The 21,072-nt window shown below is 58.8% G+C and carries 18 protein-coding genes; 9 read left to right on the plus strand and 9 right to left on the minus strand.

Annotation, left to right across the window (positions count from 1 at the left end):
- Window positions 1-9: 9 nt before the first annotated feature.
- From rseP to rpsB, 8 genes are all read right to left on the minus strand, one after another.
- Window positions 10-1,362 carry a sigma E protease regulator RseP gene (gene rseP, locus AC1RQB_RS16680; protein ID WP_063342638.1) on the minus strand — a complete coding sequence of 451 codons (1,353 nt, stop codon included), beginning with the start codon at window positions 1,360-1,362 and terminating at the stop codon, window positions 10-12.
- A gap of 52 nt (window positions 1,363-1,414) precedes the next feature.
- The gene (ispC, locus tag AC1RQB_RS16685) at window positions 1,415-2,605 is read right to left on the minus strand and encodes a 1-deoxy-D-xylulose-5-phosphate reductoisomerase (RefSeq protein ID WP_008070326.1); all 1,191 of its coding nucleotides are present in this window, start codon (window positions 2,603-2,605) and stop codon (window positions 1,415-1,417) included.
- Window positions 2,602-3,408, minus strand: coding sequence for a phosphatidate cytidylyltransferase (locus AC1RQB_RS16690; protein ID WP_063342637.1), 807 nt, complete (start codon window positions 3,406-3,408; stop codon window positions 2,602-2,604). The genes ispC and AC1RQB_RS16690 overlap by 4 nt, the downstream gene beginning before the upstream one ends.
- Window positions 3,408-4,163 carry a polyprenyl diphosphate synthase gene (gene uppS / locus AC1RQB_RS16695; RefSeq protein WP_063342636.1) on the minus strand — a complete coding sequence of 252 codons (756 nt, stop codon included), beginning with the start codon at window positions 4,161-4,163 and terminating at the stop codon, window positions 3,408-3,410. Before uppS ends, AC1RQB_RS16690 begins: the two co-directional genes overlap by 1 nt.
- 13 nt (window positions 4,164-4,176) lie before the next feature.
- The gene (frr, locus tag AC1RQB_RS16700; RefSeq protein WP_007907979.1) at window positions 4,177-4,734 is read right to left on the minus strand and encodes a ribosome recycling factor; all 558 of its coding nucleotides are present in this window, start codon (window positions 4,732-4,734) and stop codon (window positions 4,177-4,179) included.
- Window positions 4,731-5,474 (minus strand): UMP kinase, encoded by a 744-nt coding sequence (pyrH, locus tag AC1RQB_RS16705; RefSeq protein WP_003172271.1) that lies wholly within the window; start codon window positions 5,472-5,474, stop codon window positions 4,731-4,733. The genes frr and pyrH overlap by 4 nt, the downstream gene beginning before the upstream one ends.
- 210 nt (window positions 5,475-5,684) lie before the next feature.
- Window positions 5,685-6,548: a translation elongation factor Ts gene (gene tsf / locus AC1RQB_RS16710; protein ID WP_063342635.1), complete on the minus strand. Its 864-nt coding sequence runs from the start codon at window positions 6,546-6,548 to the stop codon at window positions 5,685-5,687.
- A gap of 192 nt (window positions 6,549-6,740) precedes the next feature.
- A complete protein-coding gene (gene rpsB / locus AC1RQB_RS16715; RefSeq protein ID WP_007907989.1) occupies window positions 6,741-7,478 on the minus strand; it encodes a 30S ribosomal protein S2 in 738 nt (245 codons plus the stop codon).
- Between the two features lie 373 nt (window positions 7,479-7,851).
- Here rpsB and map point away from each other — a divergent pair, with 373 nt between their 5' ends.
- The 8 genes from map to AC1RQB_RS16755 all read left to right on the plus strand — a co-directional run bounded on the left by map (window position 7,852) and on the right by AC1RQB_RS16755 (window position 17,051).
- Window positions 7,852-8,634, plus strand: coding sequence for a type I methionyl aminopeptidase (map, locus tag AC1RQB_RS16720; protein WP_008070337.1), 783 nt, complete (start codon window positions 7,852-7,854; stop codon window positions 8,632-8,634).
- Between the two features lie 45 nt (window positions 8,635-8,679).
- Complete coding sequence (locus tag AC1RQB_RS16725) at window positions 8,680-11,382, plus strand: [protein-PII] uridylyltransferase (RefSeq protein WP_008070339.1); 2,703 nt, start codon at window positions 8,680-8,682, stop codon at window positions 11,380-11,382.
- Between the two features lie 96 nt (window positions 11,383-11,478).
- Entirely contained in the window at window positions 11,479-12,678 is a 1,200-nt protein-coding gene (gene dapC / locus AC1RQB_RS16730) for a succinyldiaminopimelate transaminase (protein WP_063342634.1), read from the plus strand.
- A 168-nt stretch (window positions 12,679-12,846) separates the two neighbouring features.
- Window positions 12,847-13,578, plus strand: a complete 732-nt coding sequence (locus AC1RQB_RS16735) for a M12 family metallopeptidase (protein WP_063342633.1) — start codon at window positions 12,847-12,849, stop codon at window positions 13,576-13,578.
- 265 nt (window positions 13,579-13,843) lie between these two features.
- Window positions 13,844-14,206: an ArsC family reductase gene (locus tag AC1RQB_RS16740; RefSeq protein WP_007907995.1), complete on the plus strand. Its 363-nt coding sequence runs from the start codon at window positions 13,844-13,846 to the stop codon at window positions 14,204-14,206.
- Window positions 14,207-14,239: 33 nt separating this feature from the next.
- Window positions 14,240-15,274 (plus strand): 2,3,4,5-tetrahydropyridine-2,6-dicarboxylate N-succinyltransferase, encoded by a 1,035-nt coding sequence (gene dapD / locus AC1RQB_RS16745; protein ID WP_008070343.1) that lies wholly within the window; start codon window positions 14,240-14,242, stop codon window positions 15,272-15,274.
- A gap of 170 nt (window positions 15,275-15,444) precedes the next feature.
- Window positions 15,445-16,650 (plus strand): aminotransferase class V-fold PLP-dependent enzyme, encoded by a 1,206-nt coding sequence (locus AC1RQB_RS16750; RefSeq protein ID WP_063342632.1) that lies wholly within the window; start codon window positions 15,445-15,447, stop codon window positions 16,648-16,650.
- A complete protein-coding gene (locus tag AC1RQB_RS16755) occupies window positions 16,647-17,051 on the plus strand; it encodes a SufE family protein (RefSeq protein ID WP_063342631.1) in 405 nt (134 codons plus the stop codon). The genes AC1RQB_RS16750 and AC1RQB_RS16755 overlap by 4 nt, the downstream gene beginning before the upstream one ends.
- Before the next feature lie 119 nt (window positions 17,052-17,170).
- Here AC1RQB_RS16755 and tcdA read toward each other — a convergent pair whose 3' ends face one another.
- The gene (tcdA, locus tag AC1RQB_RS16760) at window positions 17,171-17,980 is read right to left on the minus strand and encodes a tRNA cyclic N6-threonylcarbamoyladenosine(37) synthase TcdA (RefSeq protein WP_176466917.1); all 810 of its coding nucleotides are present in this window, start codon (window positions 17,978-17,980) and stop codon (window positions 17,171-17,173) included.
- Window positions 17,981-18,268: 288 nt separating this feature from the next.
- On the opposite strand from tcdA, the gene AC1RQB_RS16765 reads away from it, so the two are divergent.
- Window positions 18,269-20,860 (plus strand): glycosyltransferase, encoded by a 2,592-nt coding sequence (locus AC1RQB_RS16765; RefSeq protein WP_008070347.1) that lies wholly within the window; start codon window positions 18,269-18,271, stop codon window positions 20,858-20,860.
- Window positions 20,861-21,072 lie beyond the last annotated feature (212 nt).

A 21,072-nucleotide genomic window follows, 5' to 3' on the forward strand; every position in this document is an offset into this window, starting at 1 on the left:
AGCGAAGCGTTACAGTCGGCCCAGATCATTAACCAGAGCAAGTAACATCACCCCGACCACCAAACTGATACCGATCTGTATCCCCCAACCTTGCACCCGATCCGACAAGGGACGACCACGCGCCCACTCGATCAGATAAAACAACAAATGCCCCCCATCCAGTACAGGAATGGGCAACAAATTCAGAACCCCCAGGCTAATACTCAGATAAGCAAGGAAATTCAGGAAATCAGCGACGCCCGACTGGGCAGAAGCGCCCGCCACTTTAGCAATGGTTATCGGTCCACTCAAGTTTTTTACCGAGAGCTCACCGAACAACATTTTCTTGAGAGAATCGAGGGTCAGTACACTCATGGTCCAAGTGCGTCGGGCACCCTCGCCAATCGCAGCCACCGGACCGTAACTGACTTCGCGAATCATCTCTGGTGGCCAATCGACCGCTTTCACCCCGGCGCCCAGATAACCACTGGGCGATTTGCTCTCGCCGCGAGCGGCCAACGTCACAGGGACGTCGATTTGAGCACCATCGCGCTCGACGCGCAGCATGATTTTGGTATCCGGATGCATACGGACGATGTCGACTACCTGCTGCCAGTCGTCCAGCGCCTTGCCATCAAGGGCCAACAAGCGGTCACCCGTTTTCAGGCCGGCAGCCTTAGCCGGCCCTTTCGGATCAAATTCGGCCAGGACGGGCGGCAACGCCGGACGCCAAGGACGAATGCCCAGCGAGCGAATCGGATCTGGCTCCTCAGCCCCCTTGAGCCACTTGTCCAGCACCAGCTCACGGGGTGAGTCCACCGTGGAGCCCTGTTCGCGGACCAGCAATTGAACGGCACCGCTCTCGCCCAGACGACGGATCAGTTGCAGGTTCACCGCGGCCCAGCCGGAGGTTGGCTCGCCATCGATGGCCATGATTTCCTGGCCCGGGCTCAAACCTGCCTTGGAGGCAATACTGCCAGACTCTACCGCGCCGATAACCGGCCGCACCTGCTCGCTGCCCAGCATTGCCAATGCCCAGAAAAACACCATTGCCAATAGAAAGTTGGCGATCGGGCCGGCCGCGACGATGGCGATGCGCTGACGGACAGATTTGCGATTAAAGGATTGATCGATCTGCTCGGCCGGGACCTCGCCTTCGCGCTCGTCGAGCATCTTCACGTAGCCACCCAACGGGATGGCGGCGATTACGAACTCAGTGCCTTTGCTGTCGTGCCAGCGCAACAACGGCATGCCAAAGCCCACGGAGAAACGCAGCACTTTGACCCCACAGCGACGTGCGACCCAGAAATGGCCGAACTCGTGGAAGGTGACCAGCACACCCAGCGCTACCAGGGTGCCGACAATCATATAGAGCGCGCTCATGTACTTTCTCCGCAATCCTATCAGTGCTGCATGGGGCAACGTATTGCAGCACTTATCGCCCGTGACGGCTCAACCATTGCCCGGCCAGTACCCGTGCTTTCGCATCAGCCGTAAACACTGCCTCGAGATCATTCACTGCAACCACAGGCTCGAGGTTCAATACTTCCTCGATAATACTCGCGATTTCCAGGTAGCGAACCCGCCCGTCGAGAAACGCCGCCACAGCCACCTCATTCGCGGCATTGAGCATGGCCGGCGCACTATTGCCAGCTTCGGCGGCTTGACGCGCAAGGCGCAGGCACGGAAAACGTTCCTCATCGGGTGCCTGGAAATCCAGGCGAGCGATGGCAAACAGGTCCAGCGGCGCAACACCCGAGTCGATTCGTTCCGGCCAGGCCAGGGCATTGGCGATCGGCGTGCGCATGTCCGGATTGCCCAACTGCGCCAATACCGAACCATCGATGTAGTCGACCAGCGAATGGATCACGCTCTGCGGGTGAATCACCACTTCGACCTGGGACGGCGTGGCATCGAACAGCCAGCAGGCTTCGATCAGCTCGAGCCCTTTGTTCATCATGCTGGCCGAATCCACTGAAATCTTGCGCCCCATGGACCAATTCGGATGGGCACACGCTTGTTCGGGGGAAACGTGCTCCAGTTCGGCCATGGGCGTCTGCCGGAACGGGCCGCCAGAGGCTGTCAGTAAAATCCGACGCACCCCGACCGCGCCAAGTCCACGAGCGAAATCCTGTGGCATGCACTGGAAAATCGCGTTGTGTTCGCTGTCGATTGGCAGCAGCACTGAACCGCTTTTGCGCACGGCCTGCATAAACAGCGCACCGGACATCACCAGCGCTTCTTTATTGGCCAGAAGAATCTTCTTGCCAGCCTCGACCGCCGCCAGGGTCGGACGCAAGCCCGCCGCACCGACAATGGCCGCCATGACCGCATCGACTTGCGGATCGGAGGCGACCTGACACAAGCCCTCCTCCCCTACCAGAACCCGGGTCGACAGACCGGCCGCGCGCAAATCGTCCTGCAAGCGTCGGGCAGCGCCAGATTCCGGCACGACGGCGAAGCGCGGTACATGACGCACACACAGCGCCAACAGTTCACTCAAACGAGTGAAACCGCTCAAGGCGAAAACCTGATAACGCTCGGGATGACGGGCGATGACGTCGAGGGTACTCAGACCAATCGAACCGGTCGCTCCCAGCACGGTAATCTGTTGTGGGCGGCTCACGGTGCGGCCATCCACAGCAGCACGGCGAATACCGGAATCGCCGCCGTCAGGCTATCGATTCGGTCCAGCACGCCGCCGTGGCCAGGCAGCAGATTACTGCTGTCCTTGATCCCCGACTGGCGCTTGAACATGCTTTCGGTGAGGTCGCCCACCACCGAAATGAACACGATTATTGCGGCACCGAACAACCCCGTCAGCATCTGAGCGAAACTCCAGTCCCGCACAAAACCGACGATTGCTGTAATCACCAGACTCACCAGCAAGCCGCCGTACACGCCTTCCCAGCTCTTGCCAGGGCTGACCTGTGGCGCCAGCTTGCGTTTGCCGAAGGCCCGACCGGAAAAGTACGCACCGATATCGGCCCCCCAGACCAGCACCATCACCGCCATGATCAGCCAGTTACCCAAGGGCTCCTGCTTGATCAGGACCAGCCCCTGCCACGCCGGCAACAGAATCAACAAACCGATCACCAGCTTGCAGGCAGCACTGGCCCAATGTTGACTGGACTGTGGATAGGTCAATACCAGGTACGTGGCCATGCCCCACCAGAGCACCGCGGCACCCAACACCCAAGGCGCGAGCCCCGGCAGGATGTGCATGAAAAACAGCATCAACGCAACCACAGCGGCATAGGCAAGGCGAATCGACTGAGCAGCGAAACCTGCCAACCGCGCCCACTCCCACGCCCCAAGCGTCACCACCAGCCCGATGAACAGCGCAAAACCGGACCCTTCGAGCAGGAAAAACCCGCCCAGGGCAATCGGCAGCAGAATCAGTGCCGTGATGATTCGTTGTTTAAGCATTAAACCCGGGCTCCAGCCTCGACCTGCTCGCTCGTTTTACCGAAGCGACGCTGGCGAGAAGCGAAATCGGCTAGCGCATTGCGCATGGCGTCGTGTTTGAAGTCCGGCCAGAACAGGTCGGAGAAGTACAACTCGGCGTAAGCCAGTTGCCACAGCAGGAAATTGCTGATGCGATGCTCGCCACCGGTACGGATGCACAAGTCTGGCAACGGCAGATCACCGGTCGCCAGGCAGGTTTGCAACAGCTCGGGGGTAATGTCCTCCGGACGCAGATGCCCGGCCTGAACTTCACGGGCCAGACGCTGCGCGGCTTGCGCGATATCCCACTGACCGCCGTAGTTGGCAGCGATCTGCAGGACAAAGCGGTTGGCACCGGCAGTCATCGCCTCAGCTTCGCGCATGGCGGCCTGAAGCTCCGGGTGAAAACGCGAGCGATCACCAATGATGCGCAAACTGATGTTGTTGTCGTTGAGGCGCTTGGCCTCGCGACGCAACGCCTTGAAGAATAAATCCATCAAGGCACTGACTTCATCTACCGGGCGCTGCCAGTTCTCGCTGGAGAAGGCGAACAAGGTCAGTACTTCGACCTTGGCCTCGGCACACACCTCAATCACCGCACGCACCGCATCCACGCCCGCTTTATGCCCGGCGACACCCGGCATAAAGCGTTTTTTCGCCCAGCGATTATTACCATCCATGATGATCGCGACATGGCGCGGCACCGCGGACGGCGCAGTCTGCTTTGTCTTATCCATTAAAACGTGACCCTTATACGGCCATCAGGTCTTTTTCTTTCTGCGCCAAATTCGCGTCAATTTCAGCCACGTATTTTTTGGTCAGATCATCAATTTCGCCAGTAGCGCGACGCTCTTCGTCTTCGCTGATTTCCTTTTCCTTGACCAGATCCTTGAGTTGGCTGTTCGCATCACGACGGATGTTGCGCACCGCAACACGGGCATCTTCAGCGACATCGCGAGCCTGCTTGGTGAAGCCCTTGCGGGTTTCTTCGGTCAGGGCCGGCATGGAGATCAGCAGCAACTCGCCGAGGTTGGTCGGGTTGAGGTTCAGACCCGCGCTACCGATGGCTTTGTCGACGGCACCCAGCATGTTGCGCTCAAAGGCAACCACTTGCAGGGTACGGGCGTCTTTCACGGTGATGTTCGCCACTTGCTTGATCGGCGTGTCGGAGCCGTAGTACGGAACCATGACACCTTCCAGAATGCTTGGGTGCGCCTGGCCCGTACGAATACGGCCGAAGTTGTGCGCCAGCGATTCGACGGATTTTTTCATGCGCTCTTGAGCGTCTTTCTTGATTTCATTGATCATTGTTGGCCTTCCTCGATCAGAGTCCCTTCAGCGCCGCCATGTACGATGTTCAGCAGGGCGCCGGGCTTGTTCATGTTAAATACGCGCAACGGCATCTTGTGGTCGCGGCACAGGCAAATAGCCGTCAGATCCATCACGCCCAGCTTGCGATCCAGTACTTCATCATAAGTCAGATGATCGAACTTCTCGGCATGCGGGTCTTTGAATGGATCAGCCGTGTAAACGCCATCGACCTTGGTTGCCTTGAGCACGACGTCAGCGTCGATTTCGATTGCACGCAAGCAAGCTGCCGAATCCGTGGTGAAGAACGGATTACCGGTACCGGCCGCAAAAATCACGACTTCCTTGGCGTTCAGGTGGCGCATGGCTTTGCGGCGATCATAGTGATCGGTCACGCCAACCATGGAAATGGCCGACATCACGATGGCCGAGATATTGGCACGTTCCAGCGCATCACGCATCGCCAGGGCGTTCATCACAGTGGCCAGCATGCCCATGTGGTCGCCAGTGACCCGATCCATGCCGGCCGCGCTGAGCGCCGCACCGCGAAACAGGTTACCCCCGCCGATCACCAGACCAACCTGAACACCGATGCCGACCAGTTGGCCAACTTCCAGCGCCATGCGATCCAGAACTTTCGGATCGATCCCGAACTCTTCCGAGCCCATCAGGGCCTCGCCGCTAAGCTTGAGTAGAATGCGTTTATAGCGAGCCTGATAACCACTGCCCTGCTGAGCCATTGCGAATCTCTCCTGCGGCGTATTTTAAAAAATTCTTTGCGGGCTGTTTGCAGCCTGCGTTCACTCTAGCTTGACGCTATCACAGCGCCATCGGAACACGGCTTTGTAAGCCAGTTCCGACGAGAAGCCAAATAAATTGGCATCCCCATCTGAAAAGAGGCTGCGCGCGTGAGCGGGCAGCCTCTTCAGGGCGACAGTTAAAAAACCGTCTTATTGCTTGGCAGCAGCCAGCTGGGCAGCAACTTCTTCAGCGAAGTTGTCGACCGGCTTCTCAATGCCTTCGCCTACTTTGAAGTAGGTGAAAGAAACGATTTCTGCACCGGCTTTCTTGGCCAGTTCGCCGACCTTGATTTCAGGGTTCTTGACGAACGCCTGCTCAACCAGGCTCGCTTCAGCCAGGAACTTGCTGATACGGCCTTTGACCATGTTTTCAACGATGTTTTCTGGCTTGCCGGCGATCTTGTCAGCGTTGAGGGTCAGGAACACGCCTTTCTCGCGCTCGACCGCTTCAGCGGAAACTTCCGATGGCAGCAGGAATTCAGGGTTGGTAGCCGCAACGTGCATAGCGATGTCTTTGGCCAGCTCAACGTTGCCGCCCTTGAGAACAACCGCGACACCGATCTTGTTGCCGTGCAGGTAACCACCAACAACATCACCTTCAACACGAGCCAGGCGACGGATGTTGACGTTTTCGCCAACCTTGCCGACCAGAACCAGACGATCGGCTTCTTGAGCTTCGATCAGCGGAGCGACGTCAGTCAGCTTGTCAGCGAACGCTTTTTCTACGCTGGAAGCAACAAATGCCTTGAAATCATCCTGCAAAGCCAGGAAGTCGGTCTGCGAGTTCACTTCCAGCAGAACGGCGGATTTACCGTCTTCTTTAAGAGCGATCGCGCCTTCAGCGGCAACGTTGCCAGCTTTCTTGGCAGCCTTGATGGCGCCCGAAGCACGCATGTCATCAATGGCTTTTTCGATGTCGCCGCCGGCCTTGGTCAAGGCCTTTTTGCAGTCCATCATGCCTTCGCCAGTACGCTCGCGCAGTTCTTTGACCAACGCTGCAGTAATCTCTGCCATTTTCAAATTCCTCTTGGATAGGTTTTCAACCATTCCACCCGATCGAACGGGCGTTCAATTCTTCCCGAACCACCCTTGTTAGCCGCTGCACGTTACAGATGCTGTAGCTGCGCTGCTCACAAATGGTTTTCGAGGTGGCAAAAAGGGGGCCAAGCCCCCTTTTTGCTTACTGAGTCAACGCCAGGGCGTCAATTACTCAGCTGCAGCTGCCGGAGCTTCTTCAACAAACTGCTCGGTGCCGCCAGCAACGTGGTTGCGACCGCGGATAACAGCGTCAGCCATCGAACCCATGTACAGCTGGATAGCGCGGATTGCGTCATCGTTGCCTGGGATGATGTAGTCAACGCCTTCCGGGCTGCTGTTGGTATCGACTACGCCGATAACCGGGATGCCCAGCTTGTTGGCTTCGGTGATCGCGATGCGCTCGTGATCAACGTCGATAACGAACAGAGCGTCTGGCAGACCGCCCATGTCCTTGATACCACCCAGGGAACGATCCAGCTTCTCAAGATCGCGAGTGCGCATCAGCGCTTCTTTCTTGGTCAGCTTGGCGAAAGTACCGTCTTCGGCTTGTACTTCAAGGTCACGCAGACGCTTGATGGAAGCACGGATGGTTTTGAAGTTGGTCAGCATGCCGCCCAACCAGCGGTGATCGACGTACGGCGAACCGCAACGTGCTGCTTCTTCAGCAACGATCTTGCCAGCGGAACGCTTGGTGCCGACGAACAGGATCTTGTTTTTGCCCTGGGCCAGACGCTCTACGAAAGTCAGAGCTTCGTTGAACATTGGCAGGGTTTTTTCAAGGTTGATAATGTGGATCTTGTTACGCGCGCCGAAAATGTACTTACCCATTTTCGGGTTCCAGTAACGGGTCTGGTGACCGAAGTGCACACCGGCCTTCAGCATATCGCGCATGTTGACTTGGGACATGATAGTTCCTTAATAAGTCGGGTTTGGCCTCCACGTATCCCAATGACCAACCAGCAGCATCAGCTGAAGGCACCCAGGTCATCGTGTCGACACGTGTGTGGATTTAAGCTTCCCAGGGTATCCCCGGAAAGCGGCGCATTTTATATCACAAGGCAGAAAAAAACGGAACCCGGATTCTGAAAACCTGAGGAATGCTTTTCACCCCTGCCTTGGAATCTTCCCAGAATGCGCCATCCTATAGAGAGAAGCGATGCACAGAGGCTCAGATTTGCGCTGATCGTCTGGTAGAATCGCGTTTTTCAGGGCTGCGAAGATCGCTCACGCAATGCCCATTTCGTTTTAGAAGGCGCCATTGAGCGCAGAGAGAGCCTGTATGACCGTCACCCTCAAAACCCCAGAGGACATCGCAAAAATGCGGATCGCCGGCAAATTGGCCGCCGATGTGCTGGAAATGATTGCCGATTATGTCAAGCCGGGTGTCACCACCGAAGAACTGGACCGCATCTGCCACGACTACATCGTCAATGAGCAGAAAGCCATCCCTGCCCCGCTCAACTACAAGGGCTTCCCGAAGTCGATCTGCACCTCAATCAACCATGTGGTCTGCCATGGCATCCCGAACGAGAAACCGTTGAAGGATGGCGACACGCTGAACATCGACGTCACCGTGATCAAGGACGGTTACCACGGCGACACCAGCCGCATGTTCCACGTCGGTACCGTGCCGGTCTGGGCCGAACGTCTGTCCCAGGTGACTCAGGAATGCATGTACAAGGCCATCGAACTGGTCAAACCCGGCTGCCGCCTGGGCGATATCGGTGAAGTGATCCAGAAGCACGCGGAAAAGAACGGCTTCTCGGTGGTTCGCGAGTTCTGCGGCCACGGCATCGGCAAGGTGTTCCACGAAGAACCACAAATCCTGCACTACGGCCGCGCCGGCACCGGCATGGAACTGAAGGCCGGCATGACCTTCACCATCGAGCCGATGATCAACCAGGGCAAGGCCGACACCAAGGTGTTGGGCGACGGCTGGACCGCTATCACCAAGGATCGCAAGCTGTCGGCGCAGTGGGAGCACACCCTGTTGGTGACCGAAACCGGCTACGAGATCTTCACCCTGCGCAACGACGATACCATCGCGCGCGTTTCGGCCTGATCCCGCCCGCTCCGTTCCCAGCCTTATAGAAAGGAAAGCCAATCGATGCCGCAGGTGGATCCCGAACTCTTCGACCGCGGCCAGTTCCAGGCTGAACTGGCCCTGAAGGCAAGCCCTATTGCTGCTTTCAAGAAGGCGATCCGTCAGGCCCGCGAGGTGCTCGACGAGCGGTTCCGCAGTGGCCGGGACATTCGCCGGCTGATCGAAGATCGCGCCTGGTTTGTCGACAACATCCTGCAACAAGCCTGGGAACAGTTTAACTGGAGCGAAGACGCCGATATCGCCCTGGTGGCAGTCGGCGGCTACGGTCGCGGCGAGTTGCACCCCTATTCCGACATCGATCTGCTGATTTTGCTGGACAGCGCCGATCACGAAATTTTTCGGGATTCCATCGAACGCTTTCTGACGTTGCTGTGGGACATCGGCCTGGAAGTCGGCCAGAGCGTTCGTTCGGTGGATGAATGCGCCGTCGAGGCTCGCGCCGACCTGACGGTCGTCACCAACCTGATGGAAAGCCGCACCATTTGCGGCCCCGAACGACTGCGCCAGCGCATGCTGGACGTCACCAGTACCGAGCACATGTGGCCCAGCAAGGAGTTCTTCCTGGCCAAGCGCGCCGAGCAGAAAGCCCGCCACCACAAGTACAACGACACTGAATACAACCTGGAACCCAACGTCAAAGGTTCTCCCGGCGGACTGCGGGATATTCAGACGATTCTCTGGGTCGCCCGGCGTCAGTACGGCACCCTGAACCTGCGGGCCCTTGCGGGCGAAGGTTTCCTGGTGGAGAGCGAAAACGCCCTGCTGGCCTCGTCCCAGGAGTTTTTGTGGAAGGTACGTTACGCACTGCACATGCTCGCCGGCCGTTCCGAAGACCGCCTGCTGTTCGACCACCAGCGCTCCATCGCCGGGCTATTGGGGTTCGAAGGCAACGACGCCAAGCAAGCCATCGAAAACTTCATGCAGCAGTATTACCGGGTAGTCATGAGCATTGCCCAGCTCAGCGACCTGATCATCCAGCACTTTGAAGAAGTGATCCTGGCCCCCGAAGACGAAGCACCACCACAGCCGATCAACTCGCGGTTCCAGCTGCACGACGGCTACATCGAGGCGCGTAGCGACAACGTGTTCCGCCGTACGCCATTCGCCATGCTCGAGATCTTTGTGCTGATGGCCCAGCAACCGGAAATCAAAGGTGTACGCGCCGATACCATCCGCCTGCTGCGCGAGAATCGTCATCTGATCGATGACGACTTCCGCAACGATATTCGTAATACCAGCCTGTTCATCGAGCTGTTCAAGTGCAAAATCGGCATCCACCGCAATCTGCGGCGGATGAACCGTTACGGCATCCTTGGGCGCTATCTGCCGGAGTTCGGCTTCATTGTCGGGCAGATGCAGCATGACCTGTTTCATATCTATACGGTCGACGCGCACACCCTGAACCTGATCAAGCACTTGCGAAAGCTGCAGTACACCCAGGTGTCGGAAAAATTCCCGCTGGCCAGCAAGCTCATGGCCAAACTGCCCAAACCCGAACTGATTTACCTGGCCGGTCTTTATCACGACATCGGCAAGGGCCGGCATGGCGATCACTCGGAAATCGGCGCGGTGGATGCCGAAGCTTTTTGCCAGCGCCACCAGTTGCCGATCTGGGATAGCCGCCTGATCGTGTGGCTGGTGCAGAACCATCTGGTGATGTCGACCACGGCCCAGCGCAAAGACCTGTCCGACCCGCATGTGATCCACGATTTCGCGCAGACCGTAGGCGATGAAACCCGCCTCGATTATCTGTACGTGCTGACCGTTGCCGACATCAACGCAACCAACCCGACGCTGTGGAACTCCTGGCGCGCGAGCCTGTTGCGCCAGCTCTACACCGAGACCAAGCGCGCCTTGCGTCGTGGCCTGGAAAACCCGGTGGATCGCGAAGAGCAGATCCGCCAGACCCAGAGCGCGGCGCTGGACATTCTCGTACGCGGCGGCAACGATCCGGACGATGTCGAGCAGCTCTGGGCGCAATTGGGCGATGACTACTTCCTGCGTCACACCGCCGGCGACGTGGCCTGGCACACTGACGCGATTTTGCAGCAGCCGGCCGACGGCGGCCCGCTGGTGCTGATCAAGGAAACCACCCAGCGCGAGTTCGAGGGCGGTACGCAGATCTTCATTTATGCACCGGACCAGCACGACTTTTTCGCCGTGACCGTGGCAGCGATGGACCAGCTCAACCTGAACATTCACGATGCCCGGGTCATCACCTCCAGCAGCCAGTTCACTCTCGACACCTATATCGTGCTCGACACCGATGGAGACTCGATCGGCGACAACCCGGCGCGGGTCAAGCAGATCCGCGAAGGCCTGACCGAAGCCCTGCGCAACCCGGACAACTACCCGACCATCATCCAGCGTCGAGTGCCGCGCCAGCTCAAGCATTTCGCGTTTGCGCCACAGGTCACAATCCACAACGATGCTCAGCGTCCGGTGACCGTGCTGGAGCTCAGTGCGCCCGACCGTCCGGGGTTGTTGGCGCGGATCGGCACGATCTTCCTGGAATTCGACTTATCGCTGCAGAACGCCAAGATCGCCACCCTGGGCGAGCGCGTGGAAGACGTGTTCTTCATCACCGATGCGAACAATCAGCCGCTGTCCGACCCGTTGCTGTGCAGCCGCTTGCAGGATGCCATCGTCGAACAGCTGAGCGTCAGCCAGGAACCCGATATCAAACTGTCGCGCATCAGTATCTGAACCAACCATTTTCCCCTGTGGGAATGGACTTCCTGTGGAGAGGGGGCTTGTTGCCCCCTGCACCACACTAGCCCTCCCACATTGAACGAGGCCCCCATGAACAACGCTCTGAACCAGTTGCAGCCCTACCCGTTCGAAAAGCTCCGTGCCCTGCTCGGCAGCGTCACGCCAAACCCGGATAAACGCGCCATTGCGTTATCCATCGGCGAACCGAAACACCGCTCGCCAGCTTTTGTCGCTGAAGCCCTGGCAAGCAATCTGGATCAGATGGCCGTGTACCCGACCACCCTCGGCATTCCGGCCCTGCGTGAAGCCATTGCCGCCTGGTGCGAACGTCGCTTCAGCGTCCCGAACGGCTGGCTCGACCCGGCGCGCAATGTGCTGCCGGTCAATGGCACGCGCGAAGCGCTGTTCGCGTTTACCCAGACCGTGGTCAACCGTGGTGACGACGCGTTGGTGGTCAGCCCGAACCCGTTCTATCAAATCTACGAAGGCGCGGCATTCCTCGCCGGCGCCAAGCCGCATTACCTGCCGTGCCTGGATGAAAACGGCTTCAACCCGGATTTCGACGCTGTTTCGCCGGACATCTGGAAACGCTGCCAGATCCTGTTCCTGTGCTCTCCAGGCAACCCGACCGGCGCGCTGATTCCGGTCGAAACCCTGAAGAAGCTGATCGCCCTGGCTGACGAACACGACTTCGTGATCGCCGCAGACGAATGCTATAGCGAACTGTATTTCGACGAACAAACCCCACCGGCCGGCCTGCTCAGTGCATGCGTCGAACTGGGTCGCAAGGACTTCAAGCGTTGCGTGGTGTTCCACAGCCTGTCCAAGCGTTCCAACCTGCCGGGCCTGCGTTCGGGCTTCGTGGCCGGTGATGCCGATATTCTCAAAGGCTTTCTGCTGTATCGCACCTACCACGGCTGCGCGATGCCGGTTCAGACCCAACTGGCCAGCGTTGCCGCATGGAATGATGAAGTGCATGTACGCGCCAACCGTGCGCTGTACCGCGAGAAATACGATGCGGTGCTGGAGATCCTCAGCCCGGTGATGGAGGTACAGCGTCCGGACGGTGGTTTTTACCTGTGGCCGAATGTGAACGGTGATGACGCGGCGTTCTGCCGTGATCTGTTCGAACAGGAACACGTGACCGTGGTACCGGGCTCCTACTTGTCCCGCGATGTCGATGGCGTCAACCCGGGTGCCGGACGCATACGCATGGCGCTGGTTGCGCCGCTGGCTGAATGCGTGGAAGCGGCCGAGCGCATTCGCGCGTTCATTACCCGCAACAAATAGTCTCCCCGCCCGCACTGTGCAATACAGTGCGGGGGCTTTTTTATAACCAGTAACACATCACTCGCAATTAAAATTCACTGAACTGCAGAGACCTCTTACTCTCATGCAGCGCATCACTGTGCGCACTCACACACAACTTTAGCCTTTACTTCATGGAAGAAGTACCTAATGAACAATATTGAAAACTGCACCCTTATCCAATGGCCCGACGACCAGCAATCCTACGACGCGGCTATCAATGAAAACCCCGGAAATGCAGGATCCACCCTCGGCACACGTCGCAAGCGCTCTCTGATCGCTTATTCGAAGTTGTGGGCAAATGGACGCACGCTCAAAATCGCATTTATCGACGATCCCGACGATGAACACAAACAGAAGATCATCGGGGCGGCCAGTCAGTGGCTGCCCTATATCAATCTGAGTTTCGATTTCGTCGAAGGGCTGGAAGGTGATGTCCGAATTGCGACAAAAAACCCTATTAACAGCTCGATGTTGGGCACCGATGCGCTATTGATTCATCCAGACTGGCCAACCATGGATCTGGGCGTCGAGCCTGAACATGAAGATTTCGAAGTGATCGTGACCCATGAATTCGGACATGCATTAGGGGCGATGCACGAACATCAACACCCCGAAGCCAATATTCCTTGGGATAAACCGAAAGTGTATGAGTTCTACCAAAATCGAGAGATGAATCCACTGACCAAAGAACAAGTCGATATGAACCTGTTTCAGCCCTTCGATACCATCGAAGCGATTTATACGCCTTACGACAGGAAGTCCATCATGCATCACCCCGTGGCTAACACACTGACACTGGGCGATTGGGAAATTCCTATCAACCGCAAGATCAGTAGAAAAGACAAACAACTCATGAAGTTGCTTTATCCAAAACGCTGACAGCCCGACTTCCCGCAATGCGTCATCACCGATCTGGTGATGACGACCGATGCTATGCCACTCCAGCCGTTGCCCCCACAGATTTGTACCAGCGGCGGCTGCAGGGGGGCACCCGTCCGATGCCGTTGACTGTTGCCCCCATGTCGCACGACACAGCTGATCGCCATGGCCTACAGACAAACCCGACCACAGCCGACGCGAAACCGTCCGGTCATGGCATAATCCGTCACCTTTTATTTTCAGCACCTGCAAAGGGGGCAATTCCTTGACCGCTTCAAGCAAAACGTTGCACCTTTTCGGCATCAAAGCCTGCGACACCATGAAAAAGGCGCGCACCTGGCTCGATGAACACGCTGTCAGCTATGACTTTCATGATTACAAAACGGTCGGAATCGACCGTGAACACCTGAGCCAATGGTGCGACGAGCACGGCTGGCAAGTGGTGTTGAACCGTGCAGGCACGACCTTTCGCAAGCTCGACGACGAACGCAAAGCCGATCTCGACCAGCGCAAAGCCATCGAACTGATGCTCGCACAACCTTCGATGATCAAGCGCCCGGTGCTCGATCTCGGTGACCGAACCCTGATTGGCTTCAAGCCAGATATCTACGCGGCAGCGCTCAAGTAAGGCAGCCCGTTCCATTTTGTTAGAGGTATCAACATGTCCACTACCCTGTTCAGCCTGGCCTTTGGTGTCGGCACTCAAAACCGTCAAGGCGCATGGCTGGAAGTGTTTTACGCGCAGCCACTGCTCAACCCGTCGGCCGAACTGGTCGCCGCCATTGCGCCGGTTCTGGGCTACACCGACGGCAATCAGGCCATCGCCTTCAGCACCGCTCAGGCGTCCCAACTGGCCGAAGCGCTGAAAAGCGTCGACGCTGCACAAGCGGCACTGCTGACCCGTCTGGCCGAGAGCCACAAGCCGCTGGTCGCCACGCTGCTGGCCGAAGATGCACAGCTGAGCTCCACGCCTGAGGCTTACCTCAAGCTGCACCTGCTGTCCCATCGCCTGGTCAAGCCGCACGGCCTGAACCTCGCCGGGATCTTCCCGTTGCTGCCGAACGTGGCCTGGACCAGCCAGGGCGCGATCGATCTGGCCGAACTGGCCGAGCATCAACTGGAAGCCCGTCTGCGCGGCGAGCTGCTGGAAGTGTTCTCGGTGGACAAGTTCCCGAAAATGACCGACTACGTGGTACCGGCCGGCGTGCGTATCGCTGACGCGGCGCGTATTCGCCTGGGCGCTTACGTGGGCGAAGGCACCACCGTGATGCACGAAGGTTTCGTCAACTTCAACGCCGGCACCGAAGGCCCGGGCATGATCGAAGGCCGAGTGTCGGCGGGCGTTTTCGTTGGCAAGGGTTCGGACCTGGGCGGCGGCTGCTCGACCATGGGCACCCTGTCGGGCGGCGGCAACATCGTGATCAAGGTCGGCGAAGGCTGCCTGATCGGCGCCAACGCCGGTATCGGTATCCCGCTGGGCGACCGCAACACCGTTGAGTCGGGCCTGTACGTGACCGCTGGTACCAAAGTGGCGCTGCTGGACGAAAACAACAAACTGGTCAAAGTCGTGAAGGCGCGTGAACTGGCCGGTCAACCTGACCTGCTGTTCCGTCGCAATTCGGAGACCGGTGCCGTGGAATGCAAAACCCATAAATCGGCCATCGAACTGAACGAAGCGCTGCACGCTCACAACTAAACAGAGCGTCAAACGATCACCTGAACTTGTAGGAGCGAGGCTTGCCCGCGAAGCTTTTGGCGCCAGTAATGACGCCTTCGCGAGCAAGCTTCGCTCCTACACAGGTCCGGCGTAGACCCGACCATCAGGTCAGGAGTACACACCGCCCATGTTCACCAGGGCCCGATAGCATGATGATTCCCTCTCCCTGGCGCGCCGATTTTCCGGCCATCGCCGCCCTGCAACGGCAAGACCAGACTTATCTGGACAACGCCGCCACCACGCAAAAACCTCAAGCCCTGCTGGATGCCCTGGCGCATTACTACGCCAACGGCGCGGCCAACGTGCATCGGGCGCAACACTTGCCCGGCGCCCATGCCACCCAGGCGTTCGAAGACAGCCGCAGCAAAGTCGCGCAATGGCTCAATGCCGGCGATTGCGGGCAGATCATCTTTACCCACGGCGCGACGTCCGCGCTGAACCTCCTGGCCTATGGCCTGGAACACGTATTCAATCCGGGCGATGAAATTGTCATCAGCGCTCTGGAGCATCACGCCAACCTGTTGCCGTGGCAGCAACTGGCCCACCGTCGCGACTTGAAACTGGTGATCCTGCCACTGGATGCCGACGGCTTGATTGACCTTGAAGCTGCCGCTCACTTGATCGGCCCTCGTACCCGCCTGCTGGCGGTCAGTCAGCTGTCCAACGTGCTCGGTGCCTGGCAGCCGTTGCCCGCGTTACTGGCGATGGCCAAAGCGCACAACGCGCTGACCGTGGTCGACGGCGCTCAAGGCGTGGTGCATGGTCGGCATGACGTGCAGGCGCTGGGTTGCGACTTCTATGTGTTTTCCAGCCACAAGCTCTACGGCCCGGATGGCCTGGGTGCGCTGTTCGGTCGTCATGAAGCGCTCGAACAACTGCGCCCGTGGCAGTTCGGCGGCGAAATGGTGCTGGATGCCAACTACCACGACGCACGCTTTCGTCCCGCGCCGCTGGGGTTCGAGGCGGGTACGCCACCGATTTCCAGCGTGATTGGCCTGGGGGCGACCCTGGACTATCTGGCCGGGCTGGATCAGGACGCCGTGTCCGCCCATGAAGCGGCGCTGCATGACTATCTGCTCAAAGGCCTTGAGGCGCGCAACGGCATTCGTCTGCTGGGCAAGCCGCAACTGGCACTGGCCAGTTTTGTCGTCGAGGGTGTGCATAACGCTGATCTGGCGCATTTGCTGACCGAACAGGGAATCGCCGTACGCGCCGGTCATCATTGCGCCATGCCGTTGCTCAAAAGCTTTGAACTGGCCGGGGCGATTCGGGTGTCGTTGGCGCTGTACAACGACTCCGAAGACCTTGAGCGTTTTTTTGAAGCGCTGGATCAGGCCCTGGAGTTGTTGCGATGACCTTGCCCGCCGATGCCGTCACCGCGCTGGATACTTTTCAGCAGGCTGCAAGCTGGGAACAGCGGGCGCGGCTGCTGATGCAATGGGGTGACCGTCTGCCGCCGTTGAGTGATGTGGATAAAGTCGAAGCCAACCGCGTGCATGGCTGTGAAAGCCAGGTGTGGCTGGTCGGCACGTTGCAGGACGGGCACTGGCAATTCAGCGCCAGCAGCGATGCGCGGTTGATTCGCGGATTGGTGGCGCTGCTGCTGGCGCGGGTCAACGGCTTGTCCGCCGTTGAGTTGCAGCAGGTGGATTTGGCGGATTGGTTTAATCAGCTGGGGCTGGGCCGCCAATTGTCCCAGTCCCGCAGTAATGGCCTCAATGCCGTGTTACAGCGGATGCGTGAACTGGCCGCCTGACCGATCGTTCCCACGCTCTGCGTGGGAATGCCTCAAGGGACGCTCCGCGTTCCAGCTCTAGAAAGGGACGCGGAGCGTCCCGGGCTGCATTCCCACGCAGAGCGTGGGAACGATCAGTATCAGGCAGGCTTGATGCGATCGGCGGGGCGACGCACACCCGCCACAATCTTATCCACAGCCTTGGTCGCCGCGACCATGCCGAACGTCGCCGTCACCATCATCACCGCGCCAAAGCCCCCGGCGCAGTCGAGCTTCACGCCATCACCGACAAAACTCTTCTGCAAGCAAATGCTGCCATCCGGTTTCGGGTAGCGCAGTTGCTCGGTGGAGAACACGCAGGGCACGCTGTAGTGACGGGTCACGGTGCGGGAGAAGCCGTAGTCGCGGCGCAACGTGGAGCGCACTTTCGAGGCCAGGGGATCGTTGAACGTGCGGTTCAAGTCACAGACCTGGATCAGTGTCGGGTCAATCTGCCCGCCCGCGCCGCCGGTGGTGATGATCTGGATCTTGCGCCGCTTGCACCAGGCGATCAGCGCGGCTTTGGCGTTGACGCTGTCGATGCAGTCGATCACGCAGTCGATGTTCGGCGTGATGTACTCGGCCATGGTTTCACGGGTGACGAAATCCGCTACGGCGTGAACGGTGCAGTCCGGGTTGATCCCGCGCAGGCGCTCGGCCATCACTTCGACCTTGGGCTTGCCGACGGTGCTGTCCAGCGCATGCAGTTGACGGTTGACGTTGCTGACACAGACGTCGTCCAGGTCGAACAGCGAAATCTCGCCCACGCCGCAGCGGGCAACAGCTTCCGCCGCCCAGGAACCGACGCCACCGACGCCGACGATCGCCACATGGGCCGCGCGCAAACGCTCCAGGCCTTCGATGCCATACAAGCGGGCAATGCCAGCAAACCGCGGATCTTCTGTACTCATGACCATTACCCCAAAAACCGGCGCGCATTATAGGGCCGTCGGCGGCCAAGAGCATCTTTGGGTCTATAAACGGCGGTCTTGACTGCCTTAATTGCCTACAAATTTATTGGAATTGGGCTACAACGCCCCGGTCAAAGAACTTAAGTCGACTTGGATTGCCCAACGTCCGGCATTTCCCTGTCCGCTGTACGGTCAGTGAACGCCCAGTGTAGGATGCGCGCCCCCGCCCCTTGGCAGCCGGCCGCCGACCGTTCCTTCGTTCAGTAGCCCCTGGAACCTGAAATAGCTATGTCATCGCGTAAATTTGGACTCAACCTGGTCGTGGTTCTTGCAATCGCCGCCTTGTTCACCGGTTTCTGGGCGCTGGTCAATCGCCCCGTCACCGCCCCCAACTGGCCTGAGCAGATCTCCGGCTTTTCGTACTCGCCGTTTCAACAAGGCCAGTACCCGCAAAAAGCCCAGTACCCGACCGACGATGAAATGCGTCGCGACCTGGAGATCATGAGCAAGCTGACGGACAACATCCGGACCTACTCGGTCGACGGCACGCTGGAGAACATTCCCAAACTGGCGGAAGAATTCGGCCTGCGGGTGACCCTGGGTATCTGGATCAGCCCGGATGAAGAGCGCAACGAGCGCGAGATCACCCGCGCCATCGAAATCGCCAACACCTCGCGCAGCGTGGTTCGCGTGATTGTCGGTAACGAGGCGATCTTCCGTAAGGAAATCACTGCAGCAGAGCTGAGCCTGATCCTGGATCGCGTCCGCGCGGCCGTAAAGGTTCCGGTCACCACCTCCGAACAGTGGCACGTCTGGGAAGAAAACCCGAGCCTGGCCAAGCACGTCGACCTGATCGCGGCTCACGTTTTGCCCTACTGGGAGTTCGTTCCGGTGGACAAGGCCGGTCAGTTCGTTCTCGACCGCGCCCGTGACCTGAAAAAGATGTTTCCGAAAAAACCGCTGCTGCTCTCCGAGGTCGGCTGGCCGAGCAACGGCCGCATGCGCGGTGGCGCCGATGCGTCGCCGGCGGACCAGGCGATTTACCTGCGCACGCTGGTCAACAAGCTCAACCGCCAAGGCTTCAACTACTTCGTGATCGAAGCGTTCGACCAACCGTGGAAAGCCAGCGACGAAGGTTCGGTGGGCGCGTATTGGGGCGTATTCAACGCCGCACGCCAGCAGAAATTCAACTTCGAAGGCCCGGTCGTCGCGATCCCGCAATGGCGCGTGCTGGCTATCGGCTCGGTAGTGCTGGCACTGCTGTCCCTGACCCTGCTGATGATCGACGGCTCGGCCCTGCGTCAACGTGGCCGTACCTTCCTGACCTTTATCGCGTTCCTCTGCGGTTCGGTATTGGTGTGGATCGGTTATGACTACAGCCAGCAATACAGCACCTGGTTCAGCCTGACGGTGGGCTTCCTGCTCGCCCTCGGTGCACTCGGGGTGTTTATCGTTCTGCTGACCGAGGCCCACGAACTGGCCGAAGCGGTCTGGACCCACAAACGCCGGCGCGAATTCCTGCCAGTGGTGGGTGATTCGGACTACCGACCGAAAGTGTCGATTCACGTACCTTGCTACAACGAGCCGCCGGAGATGGTCAAACAGACCCTCAACGCCCTGGCCAACCTCGACTATCCGGACTTCGAAGTCCTGATCATCGACAACAACACCAAAGACCCGGCGGTCTGGGAACCGGTGCGCGATTATTGCGAAACCCTCGGCCCGCGCTTCAAGTTCTTCCACGTGGCACCGTTGGCCGGTTTCAAGGGTGGCGCGCTGAATTACCTGATTCCGCATACCGCCAAGGACGCCGAAGTGATTGCGGTGATCGACTCGGACTACTGCGTCGACCCGAACTGGCTCAAGCACATGGTGCCGCACTTCGCCGATCCGAAAATTGCTGTTGTGCAGTCGCCACAGGATTACCGCGACCAGAACGAAAGCACCTTCAAGAAGCTCTGCTACGCGGAATACAAAGGCTTCTTCCACATCGGCATGGTCACCCGCAACGACCGTGACGCGATCATCCAGCACGGCACCATGACCATGACCCGGCGCTCGGTACTCGAGGAACTGGGCTGGGCCGACTGGTGCATCTGTGAAGACGCTGAGTTGGGTCTGCGCGTGTTCGAAAAAGGCCTGTCGGCGGCGTATTACCACGACAGCTACGGCAAAGGCCTGATGCCTGATACCTTTATCGACTTCAAGAAACAGCGTTTCCGCTGGGCCTATGGAGCGATTCAGATCATCAAGCGTCACACCGCCAGCCTGCTGCGCGGCAAGGACACCGAACTGACCCGTGGCCAGCGTTACCACTTCCTCGCGGGCTGGTTGCCGTGGGTGGCGGACGGCATGAACATCTTCTTCACCGTCGGCGCGCTGTTGTGGTCGGCAGCGATGATCATCGTGCCGCAACGGGTCGATCCGCCGTTGTTGATTTTCGCGATCCCGCCATTGGCGCTGTTCGTGTTCAAGGTCGGCAAGATCATCTTCCTGTACCGCCGTGCGGTTGGAGTCAACCTGAAGGATGCGTTCTGCGCGGCATTGGCAGGGCTGGCGTTGTCGCACACCATCGCCAAAGCGGTGCTGTACGGTTTCTTCACCAGCAGCATTCCGTTCTTCCGCACCCCGAAAAACGCCGATAATCACGGCTTCTGGGTAGCCATTTCGGAAGCGCGTGAAGAGGTGTTCATCATGCTGTTGTTGTGGGGCGCGGCGCTGGGGATCTTCCTGGTGCAGGGCCTGCCGAGCAACGACATGCGCTTCTGGGTGACCATGTTGCTGGTGCAGTCGCTGCCATACCTGGCGGCGCTGATCATGGCGTTCCTGTCGTCGCTGCCCAAACCGGTGGCTGAAGCCACGACCGCACCGGCGGTCTAAATCAGTACAGATGCACTAAACGGCGGCCAATGGCCGCCGTTTTGCTTTAAGATAACCGCCATTTTGCAGGCCTTGGCGTGATATACGGTCTTGTCATCCGAACTCAATCCCTGTGGGAGCGGGCTTGCCCGCGATGAGGCCGGAACATTCAAGATCCATGTTGACTGTGCCGACGCCTTCGCGGGCAAGCCCGCTCCCACATTTGCCCGTGC

Source organism: Pseudomonas sp. GW822-FHT02E03, assembly GCF_058802325.1.

Coding starts and splice junctions, on each gene's coding strand:
- AC1RQB_RS16755 (WP_063342631.1), top strand. CDS start 16,647: ATGACCTTGCCCGCCGATGCCGTCACCGCGCTGGATACTTTTCAGCAG.
- uppS (WP_063342636.1), bottom strand. CDS start 4,163: ATGGATAAGACAAAGCAGACTGCGCCGTCCGCGGTGCCGCGCCATGTC.
- pyrH (WP_003172271.1), bottom strand. CDS start 5,474: ATGGCTCAGCAGGGCAGTGGTTATCAGGCTCGCTATAAACGCATTCTA.
- map (WP_008070337.1), top strand. CDS start 7,852: ATGACCGTCACCCTCAAAACCCCAGAGGACATCGCAAAAATGCGGATC.
- AC1RQB_RS16690 (WP_063342637.1), bottom strand. CDS start 3,408: ATGCTTAAACAACGAATCATCACGGCACTGATTCTGCTGCCGATTGCC.
- dapD (WP_008070343.1), top strand. CDS start 14,240: ATGTCCACTACCCTGTTCAGCCTGGCCTTTGGTGTCGGCACTCAAAAC.
- frr (WP_007907979.1), bottom strand. CDS start 4,734: ATGATCAATGAAATCAAGAAAGACGCTCAAGAGCGCATGAAAAAATCC.
- tcdA (WP_176466917.1), bottom strand. CDS start 17,980: ATGAGTACAGAAGATCCGCGGTTTGCTGGCATTGCCCGCTTGTATGGC.
- AC1RQB_RS16750 (WP_063342632.1), top strand. CDS start 15,445: ATGATGATTCCCTCTCCCTGGCGCGCCGATTTTCCGGCCATCGCCGCC.
- dapC (WP_063342634.1), top strand. CDS start 11,479: ATGAACAACGCTCTGAACCAGTTGCAGCCCTACCCGTTCGAAAAGCTC.
- AC1RQB_RS16735 (WP_063342633.1), top strand. CDS start 12,847: ATGAACAATATTGAAAACTGCACCCTTATCCAATGGCCCGACGACCAG.
- tsf (WP_063342635.1), bottom strand. CDS start 6,548: ATGGCAGAGATTACTGCAGCGTTGGTCAAAGAACTGCGCGAGCGTACT.
- rseP (WP_063342638.1), bottom strand. CDS start 1,362: ATGAGCGCGCTCTATATGATTGTCGGCACCCTGGTAGCGCTGGGTGTG.
- AC1RQB_RS16725 (WP_008070339.1), top strand. CDS start 8,680: ATGCCGCAGGTGGATCCCGAACTCTTCGACCGCGGCCAGTTCCAGGCT.
- AC1RQB_RS16765 (WP_008070347.1), top strand. CDS start 18,269: ATGTCATCGCGTAAATTTGGACTCAACCTGGTCGTGGTTCTTGCAATC.
- rpsB (WP_007907989.1), bottom strand. CDS start 7,478: ATGTCCCAAGTCAACATGCGCGATATGCTGAAGGCCGGTGTGCACTTC.